This window comes from Stenotrophomonas sp. YJH_SMC_48-3, from assembly GCF_059369375.1.
This window is the reverse complement of the sequence record NZ_JCAFSQ010000002.1, coordinates 446130-460831: the sequence shown is the minus strand read 5'-3', so window position 1 is coordinate 460831 and position 14702 is coordinate 446130. Positions and strand designations below refer to the sequence as shown.

Sequence of the window (14702 nt, the reverse complement as noted above, 5' to 3'; positions counted from 1 at the left end):
GGCCGGAAACCTCAGGGTAGTTGGATCAATGTGTTTGCCGGCCAGCGGCCGGCACTGCCACAGGCGCGGCACATCCACCCACGGCAGCGCCTTCAATCATGCCTCGTTGGCCGGGCAGACGGTGGCGGCCGATTCGGCCGGCGCCGGGCGCAAGCCCAGCGCGATCACCACGCCGAACAGTGAAAACAAGGCGGCACCGTATTCGGCGCGCACCAGCCCGGCCAGTGCACTCGGCGAACCGGCTGCACCCGCATGGGCATTGGCCACCATCACCAGCACCGCCAGGCCCAGCGCACCACCGATCTGCTGCGCGGTCGCCGCCATGCCAGATGCAACACCCTGCTGTGCGGACGGCACGCCCTGCCCGGCCACGATCCACATCGAGGTCCAGGTCATGCCCTGGCCGATGCTCAGCACTACCACGCCGGGCAGCAGCGGCCAGAAGTTCGAGGCGTGCGGGAGTGTTGCTGCGGCCCAGGCGATGCCAACGGCACCGGCCAGCTGGCCGAGCACCAGCACCTTGCGTGCACTCCAGCGCTTCAGCGCCCACTCCGCCAGCTGGATGCCGACCGTGCACACCGCCGTCGCCGGCAGGAAAGCCAGGCCGGCCTGCAGCGGGCTCCAGCCGTAGCCGTCCTGGAAGTACAGCGCCATGAAGTAGTACTGCACTCCATAGCTGCTCATGAAGGCGAAGGTCAGGCCCAGTGCCGCGCGCAGTCCGGGCAGCCGCAGCAACGCGAACTGCATCAGCGGATCGCGGCTGCGCTGTTCGATCTGCACGAACGCCACCAGCAGCAGCACCGACAGCAGCAGGCAGCCCAGCGTGGCCGGCGCAGTCCAGCCCCACTCCGGCCCTTGCACGAGGGTAGTGACCAGCAGACTGCCGCCGGCAGTGACGGTGAGGCAACCGGCCAGATCGAAGGAACGGCCCTGCAGACGCGGGCCATCGGCCGGCAACCACGCGCCCGCAGCGACCGCGCAGGTGGTGGCCAGTGGCACGATCACTGCCAGCACCGCCGGCCAGCCGAACGCCTGGGTCAGCACGCCACCGAGCAGCGTGCCCAGCGCCAGGCCCACCGCGCTGGCCATGCTCCAGATCGCAAGTGCGCGGTTGCGCACCGGACCTTCCGCATACAACGTGTTGATCAGCGCCAGCGTGGCCGGGAACAGCAGTGCCGCGCCGATGCCCTGCGCCGCACGCGCGATGATCAGCAGGGTGGCGTTCGGCGCCAGCGCGCCGAGCAGCGACGCCAGTGCGAACAGCAGCATGCCCAGCCGGTAGAAGCGGCGACGGCCGATCAGGTCGGCGGCACGGCCCCCCAGCAGCAGGCTGCCGCCAAAGGCCACGGTGTAGGCACTGACCACCCATTGCAGCTGCTGTGCGTTGATCTGCAGCGCGCGACCCATGTCGTGCAGGGCGACGAAGATGATGGTGGCATCCAGGGCGATGATCAGCTGGGCGGTGGCCAGCAGGGCCAGCGCCCAGCGCGGGTACTTGAGGGGAGGCATCGACGGTCCGGTGCTGTGGGGGAGCGCAGTCTCATTGATGCAGAGCTATCAATAAACCCCTTTCCAGCCATATCTGTCATGATTTTCAGCATGAATGGAACCTCGATGGACCTCAATGCCGTGCGCATGCTGGTGCAGGTGGCTGAAGCACGCAGTTTCACCGTCGCCGCCGGGCAGCTGGGCCTGAGCCAGTCAGGCCTGTCGCGCGCGATCAGTCGGCTGGAGGCCACGCTGGGGGTGAAGCTGCTGCAGCGAAACACCCGCAACGTGGCACTGACCCCGGATGGTCGCCAGTTCGTCGATCAGGTCGCGCCCCTGCTGTGCGGTCTCGAAGACGCCGAACGCCAGTTGGCCGACCGTCCGTGCACGCCCTCGGGCACCCTGAAGATCAGTGCGCCCTCGATGTTCGGGCGCAAGGTGCTGGTACCGCTGCTGGGGCCGATGCTGCAGCAGCACCCGCAACTGCAGGTGGAAGCCGTGCTCAACGACCGCCTGGTCGATCTGGTCGAGGAAGGTTTCGATGCCGCGCTGCGCACCGGCGTCATCGCCGACCAGCGCATCGTCGCGCGGCCACTGCGGCCGCTGCGCTGGGTGACGGTGGCCAGCCCCGGCTACCTGGCCCGCTGTGGCGCACCGGACGATGTGGCGGCGTTGCAGGGCCACGCGTGCCTGGCGGTGCGCAACCTGCGCAGTGGCCGGCTGGTGGACTGGCAGTTCCTGCAGGACGGCCAGCTTCACGACTTCACGCCACCGACGCGGATGGTGTTCGACAGCGGCGATCCGCTGGTGGAAGCGGCGATCGCCGGCATCGGCATCGTGCAGGTGATGGATTTCGCGGTGGCCGACGCGCTGGCCGACGGCCGGTTGCAACGCGTGCTGCAGCCGTTCGAGGGCCGCAGCCGTGCGCTGTCGCTGATCTACCCGCCGTCGCGCCAGCACTCGCCGAAGCTGCAGGTGCTGGCCGACGCGTTGCTGGCCGGGGACTGGTAAATCCACGCCATGCGTGGATGAGGCCGGTAGCGCCGGGCGATGCCCGGCGCTGATGGTGAAGCATTGCCGGCCAGCGGCCGGCACTACCGATCAGGCGAAGCTATCGGTGGCGCGCACCAGCGCATCCACGTTCTCGGCCTCGAACGCCGAATGGCCCGAGGCCGGGGTGATTTCCAGCTTCGCCTTCGGCCACACCTTGGTCAGGTCCCAGGCGTTGGCCAGCGGGCAGACCACGTCGTAGCGGCCGTGCACGATCACGCCCGGGATGTCGGCGATGCGGTGCGCGTCGCGCAGCAGCTGGTCTTCCACCTCGAAGAAACCACCGTTGACGAAGTAGTGGTTCTCGATGCGGGCAAACGCCAGCGCGAAATGCGGGTCTTCGTGGCTGTTGATGAAGTCATCATCGACATGCAGGAAGCTGGTCGCGCCTTCCCACACCGCCCAGGCCTTGGCCGCTTCCAGGCGGGTGGTTTCGTCGTCGCTGGTCAGGCGGCGGTGGAAGGCCGAGATCAGGTCATGGCGCTCCACCGGCGGAATCGGCTTGAGGTAATGCTCCCACGCATCCGGGAACAGGCGGTTGGCGCCTTCCTGGTAGAACCACTCCAGTTCCCAGCGACGCAGCATGAAGATGCCGCGCAGGACCAGTTCGGTCACGCGCTGCGGATGGGTTTCGGCATAGGCCAGCGCCAGGGTCGAACCCCAGCTGCCACCGAACACCTGCCAGCGATCGACCTTCAGGTGTTCGCGCAGCTTCTCGATATCAGCAACAAGGTCCCAGGTGGTGTTGTCCACCAGGTCGGCGTGCGGGGTGGAACGGCCGGCACCGCGCTGGTCGAACAGGATGATCCGGTACTTGGACGGGTCGTGGAACTGGCGCATCTTGTCGCTGCAGCCGCCGCCCGGGCCACCGTGCAGCATCACCACCGGCTTGCCGTCCGGGTTGCCGCACTGTTCGAAGTACAGCGTGTGGCGGTCGTCGACCTTCAGGGTGCCGACGTCGTAGGGGGTGATGGCGGGGTACAGCGTACGCATGCTTGCAGCTCCAGGGTGATGCCCTGCCGGGGCAGGAGAACCTCCATTCTAGGCCGGACGCCGGCCCAGGGTGATGCGGTCGCGCTGCTCCAGGTCCTGTGCGGTCTGCACCTCGACAAATCCCGCCGCGTCGAACAGCGCACGGATCGCCGCGCCCTGGTCCCAACCGTGCTCGATCAACAGCCAGCCCTCGGGCCGCAGGTGGGCCTGGCCACCGTCGACGATACGGCGGATGTCATCCAGGCCATCCGGACCCGAGGCCAGTGCGGTGGCCGGCTCGAAGCGCAGGTCACCCTGCTCCAGATGCGGATCGTCGCTGGCGATGTACGGCGGGTTGCTGGCAATCAGATCAAAACGCGCGCCCTGCAGCGGCGCATACCAGTCGTGCCCGCCTTCGGCGAAGCGGACGTTGCGCAGATCATGGCGGGCGGCATTGCGCGCGGCCACGGCCAGCGCGCCCGGGCTGGCGTCGGTGGCCAGCACCTGCGCCTGCGGCCGTTCGCTGGCCAGTGCCAGTGCAATCGCACCACTGCCGGTGCCCAGGTCAGCCAGCTGCAGCGACTGGTCTGGCGGCAGGCGCTCCAGCGCCAGCTCGACCAGCAGCTCGGTTTCCGGACGCGGGATCAGCGTGGCCGGGTCGACCTCCAGGTCCAGCGTCCAGAATCCGCGACGGCCGGTCAGGTAGGCCACCGGCTCACCGGCCACGCGGCGGGCCAGCAACGCCTCGAAGGCGGCCTGGTCATTGGCGGCCAGCGGATCGGTGGCGTGCGCGAACAGCCAGCTGCGCGGGCGGTCCAGTACATGCAGCAGCAGCAGTTCCGCCTCGTGGCGGGCGTCGATGCTGCCCAAGCGAGCACTGGCGTCGGCTACGACCTGACGCAGGGTGGGTTGGGCTTGAAAGGACATGCTGCAATTGTAGAGCCGAGCCTGTGCTCGGCTGCTTCTGGAGCAGCCGAGCACAGGCTCGGCTCTACAAAACCAGAATCGGTTCAGGTTCCGCAGGGCGGGATAAGGACGGACTATCGGCCCCAAGCAGCGGTCTGCCGAGATTTCCCTTGTCACACAGGCAATTGCAGGATGGCGATGGCCAGGTTCAGTGCCTGCTAAGGGTTCTTCGATAGACTCCATCTATCGAATGGATGCAATCAATGGATTGTTCTTATCGCGAGCGAATGGGTAACCTAGCTCCTGTCGATTCACCCACTCCCCTTCACCAAGAGGAAAAATGATGTCCCTCATCAATACCCAGATCCAGCCGTTCGAAGCCAACGCCTACCACAACGGCGAGTTCATCAAGGTTTCCGACGCCAGCCTGAAGGGCCAGTGGTCCGTCCTGATCTTCATGCCGGCCGCCTTCACCTTCAACTGCCCGACCGAGATCGAAGACGCAGCTGACCATTACGCCGAGTTCAAGAAGGCCGGTGCCGAGGTTTACATCGTCACCACCGATACCCACTTCTCGCACAAGGTGTGGCATGAGACCTCGCCGGCCGTCGGCAAGGCCCAGTTCCCGCTGGTCGGCGACCCGACCCACCAGCTGACCAACGCCTTCGGCGTGCACATTCCGGAAGAAGGCCTGGCCCTGCGCGGCACCTTCATCATCAATCCGGAAGGCGTGATCAAGACCCTGGAGATCCACTCCAACGAGATCGCCCGTGACGTTTCCGAAACCCTGCGCAAGCTGAAGGCTGCCCAGTTCACCGCCGCCAACCCGAACCAGGTGTGCCCGGCCAAGTGGAAGGAAGGCGAGAAGACCCTGACCCCGTCGCTGGACCTGGTCGGCAAGATCTAAGCCCTACCGCCCTGCCGTGTCCCCACGCCACGGCGCGCCCTTCATCCCCGTGCCGGCCCCCCCGCCGGCGTGGGGGTGAACCCAAGACAGCCAACGCTCGCCCGCCTTGGCCAGCCAGCCCCTTCCACGGTCGCTGTCTTGGGTTCACCCCTACCCCCAGCTGGTCCGCTACCTTCTATAGCGGTGCCACGCCCCCTGTTTGCCTGAAGCCAGGAGATGACCCGATGTTGGACGCCAACCTGCAGTCGCAGCTGAAGACCTATCTGGAACGCGTGACCCGCCCGATCCAGATCACCGCGCACGCCGACGATGGCGCCAAGTCGCAGGAAATGCTGGACCTGCTGCAGACCCTGGAGAGCCTGTCGGACAAGATCTCGCTGCAGGTGCTGCGCGATGGGCAGGGCCGCGTGCCGTCCTTCGACCTGGGCACCCCGGGCCAGGACATCCACCTGACCTTCGCCGGCCTGCCGATGGGCCACGAGTTCACCTCGCTGGTGCTGGCGCTGCTCCAGGTGGGCGGTCATCCGTCCAAGGCCACCGCCGAGCTGATCGAGCAGGTGCAGAACCTGGAAGGTGAATACAAGTTCGAAACCTACTTCTCGCTGTCCTGCCAGAACTGCCCGGACGTGGTGCAGGCGCTGAACCTGGCCGCAGTGCTCAACCCGCGCATCCAGCACGTGGCCATCGATGGCGCCCTGTTCCAGGACGAAGTCGAGAAGCGTGAGATCATGTCGGTGCCGACCGTGTATCTCAACGGTGAAGTGTTCGACCAGGGCCGCATGACCCTGGAGCAGATCGTGGCCAAGCTGGACACCAATGCCGGCAAGCGCGATGCCGAGAAGATTGCCGCCAAGGACGCGTTCGACGTGCTGGTGGTGGGCGGTGGCCCGGCCGGTGCGGCAGCGGCGATCTACGCCGCGCGCAAGGGCATCCGCACCGGCATCGCCGCCGAGCGCTTTGGTGGACAGGTGCTGGACACCATGGCCATCGAGAACTTCATTTCGGTGAAGGAGACCGAGGGTCCGAAGCTGGCCACGGCGCTGGAACAGCACGTGCGCGAGTACGACGTGGACATCATGAACCTGCAGCGTGCCAGCGCGCTGGTGCCGGCCGGCGAAGACGGCCTGGTGCAGGTGCAGCTGGAGAACGGTGCGGTGCTCAAGTCCCGTTCGGTGATCCTGTCCACCGGCGCACGCTGGCGGCAGATGAACGTGCCGGGCGAAGACCAGTACCGCAACAAGGGCGTGGCTTACTGCCCGCACTGCGATGGCCCACTGTTCAAGGGCAAGCGCGTGGCGGTGATCGGCGGCGGCAATTCCGGCGTGGAAGCGGCCATCGATCTGGCCGGCATCGTGTCGCATGTAACCCTTCTGGAGTTCGATTCCAGCCTGCGTGCCGACGAAGTGCTGCAGAAGAAGCTGCGCAGCCTGGCCAACGTGACGGTGCTGACCAGCGCACAGACCACCGAAGTGCTGGGCGACGGCAGCAAGGTCACCGGCCTGGTGTACAAGGACCGCATCGGCGGCGATGCCCACCGCGTCGAGCTGGAAGGCATCTTCGTGCAGATCGGCCTGCTGCCCAACACCGAGTGGCTGAAGGATGTGGTGGCGCTGTCGCCGCGCGGCGAGATCGTCATCGATGAGCGCGGCCAGACCAACCTGCCGGGCGTGTTCGCCGCTGGCGATTGCACGACGGTGCCCTACAAGCAGATCATCATCGCCATGGGCGCCGGCTCGACCGCCGCACTGAGTGCGTTCGACCACCTGATCCGCTCGTCGGTGAGCAACAGCAGCGGTGCCGTTGCTGAAGCAGCCTGATCCACCGTTCCCAGATCACCGGGAACATTGTCTGCCTGTCGGGTAACCACGCCGTCAGCCGGTCCGTTACCCCTGGGGTGTAAGGATGAACCTACGTGATCTGAAGTACCTGGTAGCCCTGGCCGACCACAAGCATTTCGGCCGGGCTGCCGCCGCCTGCTTCGTCAGCCAGCCCACGCTGTCGACGCAGATCCGCAAGCTGGAAGAAGAGCTGGGCCTGCCGCTGGTGGAACGCGCACCGCGCAAGGTGATGCTGACCCCGGCCGGTCAGGAAGCGGCGGCACGGGCGCGGGTGATCGTGTCCGAAGTGGAACAGCTGAAGGAAGCGGCGCGACGCAGCCGCGATCCGGAAGCCGGCACGGTGCGCCTGGGCATCTTCCCGACCCTCGGCCCGTACCTGCTGCCGCATGTGATCCCGCGCATCCGCGAGCGCTTCCCGGAGCTGGAACTGCTGCTGGTCGAGGAAAAGAGCGACGTGCTGCTGGACCGCCTGCGCGAAGGCAAGCTGGATGCTGCGTTGCTGGCGCTGCCGGTGGTGGACGACCAGCTGCATGCCGAGTTCCTGTTCGAGGAGCCGTTCCTGCTGGCCGTCTCCGGGCGCCACCCGTTGGCCCGTCGCGAACATCTGGACGTGCAGGAGCTGGCGACGCAGAAGCTGCTGCTGCTGGAAGACGGGCATTGCCTGCGCGACCAGGCGCTGGAAGTGTGCCGCCTGTTCGGCGCCAATGAGAAGTCCGAATTCCGCGCCACCAGCCTGGAAACCCTGCGGCAGATGGTCGCCGCCGACGTCGGCATCACCCTGCTGCCAAGTCTGTCGGTGCAGCCGCCGGTGCCGCGCTCGAACAACATCCGCCTGCTCGATTTCACCGGCGAGGGCCGTCCCAGCCGCCGCATCGCCATGATCTGGCGTCGCAGCTCGGCCATGAACGACTTCCTGATGGAGCTGGCCGACCAGTTCAAGCGCCTGCCGCAGGCGCTGTTCACCTTGGATGCGCTGAACGCCACGTCCGATGCGGCATCCCTGCCCGGCCCGGCGCTGAACGGCTGAACCCCTGCAGCATCGGCCCGGAATCGGCAGGAGTCGATTCCGGCCGCATTTGTCCCCACAATACAGACAGGCGGCGCCAGCAGGTGCCGCCTTTTGCATGGCTTTCAACCAAGGAGCTTCACCATGAGTACCGCCAGCGGCCTGCCGCCGTCGATCACCGTTTCTACTTTCGACATGGACCGCCTGGACGCCATGCTCGAATCCCCCGCGCTGAGCCAGACGCCTGCCGCGCTCGCGCTTGCTGAAGAACTCAACCGGGCCACCGTGATGGCACCGGACCAGATTCCCGAAGGCATCGTCATGATGCATTCGCGCGTGGAATGCGAAGATGAAGTGTCGGGCGAAAAGCACGTCCTGACCCTGGTCTTCCCCCGCGAAGCCAACGTCGATGAAGGCAAGGTCTCCGTGCTGGCCCCGGTCGGCAGTGCCCTGCTCGGCCTTTCGATCGGCCAGAGCATCGACTGGAACGCGCCCGGTGGCCGGAAGCTGCGCCTGCGCGTGACCGCGGTCCATAACGACCGCCCCTGATTACCGCTGCGCACCGCGCGCGATTCGATTCCCTTGCACCAGGAGCCGCAATGAGTACCCCGTCCAAACTGTCCCAGCTGCGTGAACTGTCCGTGGTCGTCGCCGATACCGGTGACTACGAGGCGATCAAGCGCCTGCAGCCGGTGGACTGCACCACCAACCCGACCCTGGTGAAGAAGGCGCTGGACCTGCCGGTCTACGCCGAGCTGATCGAACGCGAACTGGCCTGGGGCCGCCAGCAGGGTGGCGACCGCGAAGCCGTGGTGCACGCGGTGGCCGACCGCCTGACCATCGGCGTCGGCGCGCTGCTGAGCACGCTGGTGCCGGGCCGGGTATCCACCGAGGTGGATGCCGACCTGGCTCACGACACCGCGGCCACCGTGGCCAAGGCCCGCCAGTTCATCCAGATGTACGCCGACGCCGGCGTGCCGCGCGAGAAGATCCTGATCAAGATCGCCGCGACCTGGGAAGGCGTGGAAGCCGCGCGCATCCTGCAGGCCGAAGGCATCGACTGCAACCTGACGCTGATCTTCAACCCGACCCAGGCGCTGGCCTGCAGCGAAGCCGGCGCGTTCCTGATCTCGCCGTTCGTCGGCCGCATCCTCGACTGGTACGTGGCCAACGGCCAGACCCCGGCCACCATCGACGAAGACCCGGGCGTGAAGTTCGTGCGCGGCGTGTACGCCGAATTCAAGCGTCGCGGTTCGCCGACGGTGGTGATGGGCGCCTCGTTCCGTTCGACCGCGCAGATCGAAGCACTGGCCGGCTGCGACCGCCTGACGATCTCGCCGGACCTGCTGGAGAAGCTGGACGCCGACCACGGCGAGCTGCCGCGCAAGCTGGTGGCCGGTGCAGCGGACGGCGCGGCGGTGACCCCGATCGACGCGGCGAAGTTCGCGGCGGACCTGGCGGCCGATCCGATGGCCACCGAGAAGCTGGCGACCGGCATCGAGGCGTTTGCCAAGGATCTGGAAGCACTGCGCGATCGGATCCGCGCGGCACTGTGAGGATTCCGGCCAACGGCTGAGCCCCTCGTGGCGGGGGGCTTGGTCGCGAAGAGCGGGTCATGTGGTTGGCAGGGTGGGTAGGCCGTGCAGGGGACGCTGCAAGTACGTCCCTGTAAGCTCTGTCGCCCCATCCATGCGGCTCACGCCCCTGCACGGCCTACCCACCCTGCCTTCGACAGTTTCCTGCGGCCGCCCGCCACGGAAGAAAGAAAGAAGAGCAACAGCGGGTCGCGCGCTTCGCTTGCTCGGAGCCGAGCATGGCTCGGCTCTACAAGGGCAATGCAGAACCAAACAAAAAGGACGCGGCGAACGCCGCGTCCTTTTTGTTTTCCATCAGTTCGTCAGTAACCAATGCTCTCGCCCACCGTCACCGGGAAACTGTCGAAGGTGGGACGGGCGCAGATGGCGGGACCGTCCACGGCATGGATGCCGTGGCCGAGCCCCCAAGGACGGGTTTACGGCGTGTCCCGCCATCTGTACCCGTCCCGCCAAACTCACAGCAAACCAGAGCCGCTTTGGCTTTGGCTTTGGCTTCTGCCCGCCGCAGGCGGACCACCGCGCGTCAGCGCGGCGCCTCCACATCCAATCCGATCGGGCAGCTCACGCCGGTGCCGCCGATGCCGCAATAGCCGTTCGGATTCTTCGCCAGGTACTGCTGGTGGTAGTCCTCGGCGTAGTAGTACGCCGGTGCCGGGTACACGATCTCGGTGGTGATCGGGCCGTAGCCGGCCGCATCCAGCTGCGCCTGGTAGGCCTCGCGACTGGCCAGCGCGGCCTTGTACTGGCCCTCGTCGGTGGCATGGATCGCCGAACGGTACTGGGTGCCGGTGTCGTTTCCCTGGCGCATGCCCTGCGTCGGGTCATGGCTTTCCCAGAACAGCTGCAGCAGCCGTTCCAAGCTCACCACCGCCGGGTCGAACACCACCTGCACCACTTCGGTGTGGCCGGTCAGGCCCGAGCAGACCTCTTCATAGGTCGGGTTCGGGGTGATGCCGCCGGCATAGCCCACCGAGGTGCTGTACACGCCCGGTTCGGTCCAGAACTTGCGCTCGGCGCCCCAGAAACAGCCCAGCGCGAAGCGGATCTGCTGCAGGCCGGCGAAGCGGTCCTTCAGCGGATGGCTGTTCACGAAGTGCTGGTTGCTGTGCAGCGGCAACGGCTGCTCGCGTCCCGGCAGCGCCTCTTCCGGGCGCGGCAGGCGCTGCTTGAAGGCCCCGATGCCGAGGATGCCCTGGCCAATTCCCAACATGATGCGCTCCTACGCCGGAAGGCCGGCTATGTCGTCTGCATCTGAAATGGGGGCGTCCGGCGCGTGGCCCAAGTCCAGCGCGGCCACGATGTCCTCGGCCTGCGGGCGTGCCGCATCGGGGATGCCGACCCGCAACACGCCAAACAGCGGCAGCTCGCCCATCCCGCCCAGCAACTGCTCTCCGAACACAAACGCGGGGATACCGGCGTCTTCCAGGGCGTGCTTGACCAGATGGGCGTCGAACAGATTGTCGGCCTTGTACACGATGTGCATGCGGCGGCTCCGTGGGACAGGGTTCCAGCATACGCCCGCCCCGTCCCGGTAGCGCCGGGCAATGCCCGGCGGGTTGCCGCCGCGCTCGCCGGGCGTGGCCCGGCGCTACCGATCCGGACCGGGCAACCCCGCCCGGTACGCGCTAGACTGTTGGTCTTTCTGCCCTTTTTCGCCCCAGACTCATGTCCGAGCACACCCCCGCCAGCCCCGAGACCCCCGCCGACAGCCACGAAAAGCGCGATTTCATCCGCCAGATCGTGCGCGAGGACCTGGCCAGCGGAAAGCACCAGGCGATCAAGACCCGCTTCCCGCCGGAACCGAACGGCTACCTGCACATCGGCCATGCCAAGTCGATCTGCCTGAACTTCGGCATCGCCGGCGAATTCAGCGGCGTCTGCAACCTGCGCTTCGACGACACCAACCCGGCCAAGGAAGATCCGGAGTACGTGGCCGCGATCCAGGACGACGTGCGCTGGCTGGGCTTCGAGTGGAACGAGCTGCGCCATGCTTCGGACTACTTCCAGGCCTATTACCTGGCCGCCGAGAAGCTGATCGAACAGGGCAAGGCCTATGTCTGCGACCTGTCGGCCGAGGAAGTGCGCGCCTACCGCGGCACTCTCACCGAGCCGGGCCGCCCGTCGCCGTGGCGCGACCGCAGCGTCGAGGAGAACCTCGACCTGTTCCGCCGCATGCGCGCCGGTGAATTCCCGGATGGCGCACGCACCCTGCGCGCGAAGATCGACATGGCCAGCGGCAACATCAACCTGCGCGATCCGGCGCTGTACCGCATCAAGCACGTCGAGCACCAGAACACCGGCAGCGCGTGGCCGATCTACCCGATGTACGACTTCGCCCACGCGCTGGGTGATTCGATCGAGGGCATCACCCACTCGCTGTGCACGCTGGAGTTCGAAGACCACCGCCCGCTGTACGACTGGTGCGTGGACAACGTCGATTTCGCCCATGACGATGCGCTGACCCAGCCGCTGGTCGATGCCGGCCTGCCGCGCGAAGCGGCCAAGCCGCGCCAGATCGAATTCTCGCGCCTGAACATCAACTACACGGTGATGAGCAAGCGCAAGCTGATGGCGCTGGTCACCGAACAGCTGGTGGACGGCTGGGACGACCCGCGCATGCCGACCTTGCAGGGCCTGCGCCGCCGTGGTTATACCCCGTCTGCGATGCGCCTGTTTGCCGAGCGCGTAGGCATCAGCAAGCAGAATTCGCTGATCGACTTCAGCGTGCTGGAAGGCGCGTTGCGCGAAGACCTAGACAGCGCCGCCCCACGCCGCATGGCGGTGGTCGATCCGGTCAAGCTGGTGCTGACCAACCTGCCGGAAGGCCACGAAGAGCTGCTGACCTTCAGCAACCACCCGAAGGACGAGAGCTTCGGCAGCCGCGAAGTGCCGTTCGCCCGCGAAGTGTGGATCGATCGCGAGGACTTCGCCGAAGTGCCGCCGAAGGGCTGGAAGCGCCTGGTGCCGGGTGGCGAAGTGCGCCTGCGCGGCGCCGGCATCATCCGCTGCGACGAAGTGATCAAGGATGCCGATGGCACCATCACCGAGCTGCGCGGCTGGCTGGATCCGGAATCGCGCCCGGGCATGGAAGGCGCCAACCGCAAGGTCAAGGGCACCATCCACTGGGTCAGCGCCGTGCATGGCGTGCCGGCCGAGATCCGCCTGTACGACCGCCTGTTCTCGGTGCCGAACCCGGACGACGAATCGGAAGGCAAGACCTACCGCGACTACCTCAATCCGGAATCGCGCCGCACCGTCACCGGCTATGTCGAGCCGGCCGCGGCCAGCGCCGCGCCGGAGCAGTCGTTCCAGTTCGAACGTACCGGCTACTTCGTTGCCGACCGCCGCGATCACAGCGAGGCCAAGCCGGTGTTCAACCGCAGCGTGACCCTGCGCGACACCTGGTCGGCCTGAGGACCTGCGCGGGCGCCTGGATGGCGCCCGCACGACCGCGACGATGATCACCGCCCTTTCCGTCCTGCTCTGGTTCATCTCGCAGCATCCGCTGCTGACGTTCTTTGCAGCGATGGTGCTGGCCGGGCTGGTCTCGTGGTGGCGGCGTTTTCCGGGCTACGCCATCGTGGTGTTCCCGCTGGCGATGCTCAACATGTTCCTCGGCCATTTCCTCAACGCCACCTTCCTCAACATGGTGGGCGAGCGCGGTGAAGCGGTGATCGTCAAGGCCGAGCGGACCAGCTCCACGCTCAACGAACAGTACATCTGGCGCTACGAGGGGGTGCTGCGTACCGCCGAGGGCCGCGATGTGGACGTGGTGTTCCACACCAACACCGCCTCGCTGTGGCCGCTGGAAAACGCCATCCGCATCCCGGCGCGCGACCAGCCGTTCGTGGTCAAGTACACGCCGGGTTTCCCGCGCAACTTCGTCATCCTCACCAACGAATCCCCGCACGGGCTGGCCCAGGCCCGGGCCAGCGCGCGCGAGCGGGTGGAGGTGGCGGCACGCAAGCTGCACTTCAGCCCGGGCAATGCCGAGTTCCGCGCCGACTATCGCCGCGAGCTGGAAAGCTGGCTGCGCGACCACGGCAACGATCCGCAGCAGCAACCCGACGCGCAGCGATATCGCGCCGAGCTCGACGCGCTCGACCATTAGATTTTCCAGGCCCTGCCTGGATGTTCCACCCCATCCACCGACAGGCCTGACATGACCACGACCTCCGCTGCCCTCCTCCCGCTGCTGCAGCAGGTCCTTCAGGACGCCGGCACCGCCAGCCGCGTCGACGGCAACGCGCTGCTGCTGGACAGCGGCCTGCGCCTGACCCCGCATGCAATGGCCGCACACGCGCGCGACAACGGTGGTTGGCAGACCTCCACCGTCATTGAAAGCCAGCATCCGCAGTTGTTCGCCGATGGCCTGTTCGAGTACCAGCACGCAAATGGTGCCGATGAGCAGGCATCGCTGTTGTCCGGCTTCCAGGCCTGGGCCCGGGTGGACCTGGTGACCCTGCAGACCGCGATCGGCGCCCAAGACGCGCAGGGCCTGCCGATGATGGGCCTGACCTATCCGGCCGGTGCTGACGGCCAGGAACTCGAACGCACCGTGGTGCTCGGTCCACTGGCGCATTACCGCGAGCATGAGATGGACACCGGCCCCCGCAGCGAAGACGATCATGGCTCCTGCCCCTGCTGCCTGTTCACGCGCAGCATTGATGCATTCGATGCGCTGCTGAAGACGCGTTCTTTCCTGGCCATCCGCCTGTTCGCCTCGCGCGATGCCGATGGCCTGTGCGAGGCCGATTGCCGGGTCAACGGCCACGACTTCGCCGCCGCCCTGCCCCTGCTGCGCGCCTACGCGGCCAGCTGGCCGCAGGCAGGGCTGGAATTCCGCAAGCAGTACGTGGTGGTCCGCACCGGCTCGCCAGGCTGACCCACGCCCACACCCGATACAGGCCGGTGCGGCTACACTGCGCGCCGGTTCCCCA

At 66.8% G+C, this 14702-nt stretch carries 14 protein-coding genes; 9 read left to right on the top strand and 5 right to left on the bottom strand.

The genetic code is table 11. The features are described 5' to 3' along the window. Positions 1 to 96: 96 nt before the first annotated feature. On the bottom strand, positions 97 to 1509 hold the full coding sequence (locus AC5P65_RS04930) for an MFS transporter (RefSeq protein ID WP_019661140.1): 1413 nt from the start codon (positions 1507 to 1509) through the stop codon (positions 97 to 99). 105 nt (positions 1510 to 1614) lie between these two features. Here AC5P65_RS04930 and AC5P65_RS04925 point away from each other — a divergent pair, with 105 nt between their 5' ends. Further along, positions 1615 to 2499: a LysR family transcriptional regulator gene (locus AC5P65_RS04925; RefSeq protein ID WP_111099045.1), complete on the top strand. Its 885-nt coding sequence runs from the start codon at positions 1615 to 1617 to the stop codon at positions 2497 to 2499. Positions 2500 to 2589: 90 nt separating this feature from the next. On the opposite strand, the gene pip is transcribed toward AC5P65_RS04925, so the two are convergent. Continuing rightward, entirely contained in the window at positions 2590 to 3531 is a 942-nt protein-coding gene (gene pip / locus AC5P65_RS04920) for a prolyl aminopeptidase (protein ID WP_021203202.1), read from the bottom strand. A gap of 48 nt (positions 3532 to 3579) precedes the next feature. Next, on the bottom strand, positions 3580 to 4437 hold the full coding sequence (prmC, locus tag AC5P65_RS04915; protein ID WP_021203201.1) for a peptide chain release factor N(5)-glutamine methyltransferase: 858 nt from the start codon (positions 4435 to 4437) through the stop codon (positions 3580 to 3582). A 322-nt stretch (positions 4438 to 4759) separates the two neighbouring features. Here prmC and ahpC point away from each other — a divergent pair, with 322 nt between their 5' ends. From ahpC to AC5P65_RS04890, 5 genes are all read left to right on the top strand, one after another. After that, positions 4760 to 5323: an alkyl hydroperoxide reductase subunit C gene (gene ahpC / locus AC5P65_RS04910; RefSeq protein WP_005408159.1), complete on the top strand. Its 564-nt coding sequence runs from the start codon at positions 4760 to 4762 to the stop codon at positions 5321 to 5323. A 224-nt stretch (positions 5324 to 5547) separates the two neighbouring features. Further along, on the top strand, positions 5548 to 7140 hold the full coding sequence (gene ahpF, locus AC5P65_RS04905; RefSeq protein ID WP_111099044.1) for an alkyl hydroperoxide reductase subunit F: 1593 nt from the start codon (positions 5548 to 5550) through the stop codon (positions 7138 to 7140). Between the two features lie 85 nt (positions 7141 to 7225). After that, positions 7226 to 8188, top strand: a complete 963-nt coding sequence (locus tag AC5P65_RS04900; RefSeq protein ID WP_021203199.1) for a LysR substrate-binding domain-containing protein — start codon at positions 7226 to 7228, stop codon at positions 8186 to 8188. Between the two features lie 123 nt (positions 8189 to 8311). Beyond that, a complete protein-coding gene (gene rnk, locus AC5P65_RS04895) occupies positions 8312 to 8716 on the top strand; it encodes a nucleoside diphosphate kinase regulator (protein WP_019661134.1) in 405 nt (134 codons plus the stop codon). A gap of 50 nt (positions 8717 to 8766) precedes the next feature. Then, entirely contained in the window at positions 8767 to 9723 is a 957-nt protein-coding gene (locus tag AC5P65_RS04890) for a transaldolase (RefSeq protein WP_111099043.1), read from the top strand. A gap of 562 nt (positions 9724 to 10285) precedes the next feature. Here AC5P65_RS04890 and msrA read toward each other — a convergent pair. After that, positions 10286 to 10951, bottom strand: coding sequence for a peptide-methionine (S)-S-oxide reductase MsrA (msrA, locus tag AC5P65_RS04885; protein ID WP_031270096.1), 666 nt, complete (start codon positions 10949 to 10951; stop codon positions 10286 to 10288). A gap of 30 nt (positions 10952 to 10981) precedes the next feature. Next, positions 10982 to 11245, bottom strand: a complete 264-nt coding sequence (locus AC5P65_RS04880; RefSeq protein WP_005408153.1) for a putative signal transducing protein — start codon at positions 11243 to 11245, stop codon at positions 10982 to 10984. Positions 11246 to 11427: 182 nt separating this feature from the next. Between AC5P65_RS04880 and AC5P65_RS04875 the strand changes: the two genes are divergently transcribed. Genes AC5P65_RS04875 through AC5P65_RS04865 form a run of 3 tightly spaced genes read left to right on the top strand, consistent with a single transcriptional unit; the run spans position 11428 to position 14647 of the window. Next, complete coding sequence (locus tag AC5P65_RS04875; protein WP_021203196.1) at positions 11428 to 13176, top strand: glutamine--tRNA ligase/YqeY domain fusion protein; 1749 nt, start codon at positions 11428 to 11430, stop codon at positions 13174 to 13176. A 43-nt stretch (positions 13177 to 13219) separates the two neighbouring features. Beyond that, positions 13220 to 13873 carry a membrane protein gene (locus AC5P65_RS04870; RefSeq protein WP_021203195.1) on the top strand — a complete coding sequence of 218 codons (654 nt, stop codon included), beginning with the start codon at positions 13220 to 13222 and terminating at the stop codon, positions 13871 to 13873. Positions 13874 to 13924: 51 nt separating this feature from the next. Beyond that, positions 13925 to 14647: a DUF6348 family protein gene (locus tag AC5P65_RS04865; protein ID WP_021203194.1), complete on the top strand. Its 723-nt coding sequence runs from the start codon at positions 13925 to 13927 to the stop codon at positions 14645 to 14647. Positions 14648 to 14702 lie beyond the last annotated feature (55 nt).